Raw genomic sequence first — 2,919 nt, 5'->3', positions numbered from 1 at the left:
ACCCCACTCACAGATCGGCGGCGAATCCGGGGCGGGGAATTCGGGCGGGGAATCCGGGGCGGGGAATCCGGGCGGGGAATCCGGGGCGGGGAATCCGGGCGGGGAATCGGGGCGGGGAATTCGGGGCGGGGCGGGTTAGTCGCAGGCTGTGCCGTCGCCGTCGCGGTCCAGGTCGTAGATGTCGGTGCCGACCACTCTGACGGGCCCGTTGACGTAGGCGGGGCCGTTACCGCTGCCGCCCGCGCAGTCGACATCGCTGGCGACCGGGACGCAGCCGCTGTAGTTCGGGTCGCAACTCGACGACTGTGGCTTCTTGGTGCCGACAGCGACGACCTCGGTTACCGGCTGCTTCGTCACGGTGGACGTGACCAGCTTCCGGGCCGTCTGAACGCCGTCCGTGGTGGTCACCTGGTAGGTCAGCGTCCGCACGCCGTTCACGCCCTTGGTGCGGACCACCCGCTTGCCCTCGGCCAGCGATGGGTCCTTGACGGTCCGCTCACCGTGTTTGATCGCGGTCTGCTCGGTGACAGTCCGCACCCGCACGACCGGCGATGGCGCCGCGCCAGACGAGGGCACCGCACCAGACGAGGACGCGACACCGGGAGAAGACGCCGCACCGGACGGAGACGCCGCACCGGACGGGACCGGCGTGGCAGACGGATCGGCGATCGGCGACGCCACCTGCGCGTCGGCGCCGTCGGTCGGCTCTGCGGGGGCCGCCACGATGGGTTGCTGCGGCTCCTCGGCCGCGGTGCCGGTGCGGGTGGGCTCCGGTTCGCCGGTCAGCGCGCCGACGATGGCGCCACCGGTGCAGCAGAGCAGCAGGAACGACAGGGCCACCGAGCCGAGGATCACGGCCACTCGACGGCCTGGGCTGGCCCGGCGGAACCAGTTCGGTCGGGGTCCCGGGGCGAACGACGGCGGGTACGGCCCAGGATTCTGCGGTGGTTGCATCGTCACGGCGATGAGTGTCGTCGTAAATACTGGCTGCAATATCCGCCGTCGCGACGATCACCCGCGCCGTTCGCCGCACGGGGATGATCGGCGGGCGCCCCCGCCGACGACGAATCGACAACTGCGACGAACCGTCGGGTCGGCCCGGCAGGGCCGACCGTGTGGCTGCATGCGCCAACAAGACCCGCAGATCACCTTGTAAGGGGTCATTTCGCGTCGGTTCACAGACTCCGACAAGGGCCGACGGCGACCGACGAGGGTTGTGTCGAAATGCCGTCAACACGCGGGCTCAGCGTCGGCCAACGCCCGGCCGGTGAGTGGAAGGCGATCAGGGCGGCCGAGCTGAGAGTGCCGCTGAGCAGTCCACGCCGGGAGAGGGGCCGGAGGGGCGCGCGCATCAGTCTTCCTCAGGGGGCGCCGTGGACGCCTGACACGATGACAAACCGGCACCACCGGAGGAGCATCGGGGCCAGCACGGCACTTCCCGTGCAGGCGTCGGCCACGCTCAGCATGGGCCACCCGCAAACGGGGAATCTTGATCCACTCGGCTTACGGAAAGTCGGGGTGTCTGCGCGCCGTGACCCCGCGCATTCCGTGCACCCGAGTGGTCAGCGGCCGGGGCCTGGGCAAAGCGGCCTGGGTTCAGCGGCCGGATCGGCGGACGCTGTCGACGAAGGACGACCAGGCGGCCGGCGCGAAGGCCAAGGTGCCACCGTCGCGGTCCTTGCTGTCGCGCACCAGCACCCGACCGGGCAGGTTGTCGGCCACCTCGACGCACGCACCGCCGTTGTTGCTGCTGCGGGTCGCGGTGCGCCAGCGGGCGTCGGTCATGTCCATGTCGTGGCCACTTCCCTGATCAGCTCGGTCGACCGGCGTTGGGGTAGCGCCTCACCGGTAACGCTCTCCCACCTCCGTCCCAGGCTAGCGACGTCGGCGGGATCGGTCACGACCTGACCGCGGAGCTGGTTGTCGAGATACGCCAATTCCGTCCCGTCGGGCAGGCGACCCAGCACGAAGGGGCCGGCCAGGCCGGTGTGCCACGGGCTGTCGGCGGGAATGACCCGGACCTGGACGTGCTCCCGCTCGGCGACCGCCGCCAGGTGGGTCAACTGCTCGGACATCACGGCGCGGTCACCGACCAGCCGGCGCAGCACCACCTCGTCGATCACCGTCACGAGCTGCGGCGGGGCATCGCGGCTGAGGACCGCCTGCCGGTCGAGACGGCTCGCGACGATCAGATCCACCTGGGACGGTGGGACCAGGCCACCGGTACCCAGCACCGCGCGGGCGTACCCCTCGGTCTGAAGCAGGCCCGGCACGAGCAGCGGCTCGTACCACCGGATGCCGATGGCGTCCTGTTCAAGCTCGGCCCACGGTCGGAACCACGGCAGGTCACGGCGGCGGAACGGCTCCGGCCAGAGGTCGGCCGCATCCCGGCGCAGGACCTGGGCCACCGCGACCCGGGTACGCGGATGCGGGATACGCCCCGCGGCAAGCCACCGCGCGGCCGTCTTGGGATCAACGCGGACCTTCTCGGCCAGCGACTCGACCGTCTCGCCCGCCTCCGCCATCGCCACCCGCAACGCCTCGTTCACCACCGGAGCCTCCCGCCCGCCAGGCGCACACCGTGACGTCGCTCGATGCACGCTGCGGCGCATGTTAACCACGCTCAGTGGCGGTGTCTGCGGCCTACCGGCGTGTGGCGGTCGGACGTGTTGGCGCACTTCCAAGCTGCCCGCCAACCGCCCCCAAGGTGCCCCACCAACGCCCCCGAAACGTCCCCCAAAATGCCCCCAGCGCTCCAGGCGCTGACGGCCTCCCCCACCGCCTGGTTGATCATGAAGCTATCGCCACGACACGCAGCGAGAGGCAATAACTTCATGATCGACACAGGAGGCCAGGAGGCCAGGAGGCCAGGAAGCGGGCGGGGCCAGGAGGCCAGGAGGCGGGCGGGGCCAGGAGGCC

At 70.9% G+C, this 2,919-nt stretch carries 3 protein-coding genes; all 3 read right to left on the bottom strand.

Features of this window, described 5'->3' with window-relative positions; all coding sequences use genetic code 11:
• Window positions 1–135: 135 nt before the first annotated feature.
• The 3 genes from C7C45_RS03105 to C7C45_RS03095 all read right to left on the bottom strand — a co-directional run bounded on the left by C7C45_RS03105 (window position 136) and on the right by C7C45_RS03095 (window position 2,549).
• Window positions 136–954: a G5 domain-containing protein gene (locus C7C45_RS03105; RefSeq protein ID WP_110562115.1), complete on the bottom strand. Its 819-nt coding sequence runs from the start codon at window positions 952–954 to the stop codon at window positions 136–138.
• Window positions 955–1,596: 642 nt separating this feature from the next.
• Window positions 1,597–1,791, bottom strand: a complete 195-nt coding sequence (locus C7C45_RS03100; RefSeq protein ID WP_110562110.1) for a DUF397 domain-containing protein — start codon at window positions 1,789–1,791, stop codon at window positions 1,597–1,599.
• Window positions 1,782–2,549: a helix-turn-helix domain-containing protein gene (locus tag C7C45_RS03095; protein WP_110562114.1), complete on the bottom strand. Its 768-nt coding sequence runs from the start codon at window positions 2,547–2,549 to the stop codon at window positions 1,782–1,784. Before C7C45_RS03095 ends, C7C45_RS03100 begins: the two co-directional genes overlap by 10 nt.
• Window positions 2,550–2,919 lie beyond the last annotated feature (370 nt).

It is taken from the genome of Micromonospora arborensis (assembly GCF_003205615.1).
Classification (GTDB): Bacteria; Actinomycetota; Actinomycetes; order Mycobacteriales; family Micromonosporaceae; genus Micromonospora; species Micromonospora arborensis.
Note: the sequence above shows the minus strand (reverse complement) of the source record. Positions and strands in the feature narration are given on the sequence as shown.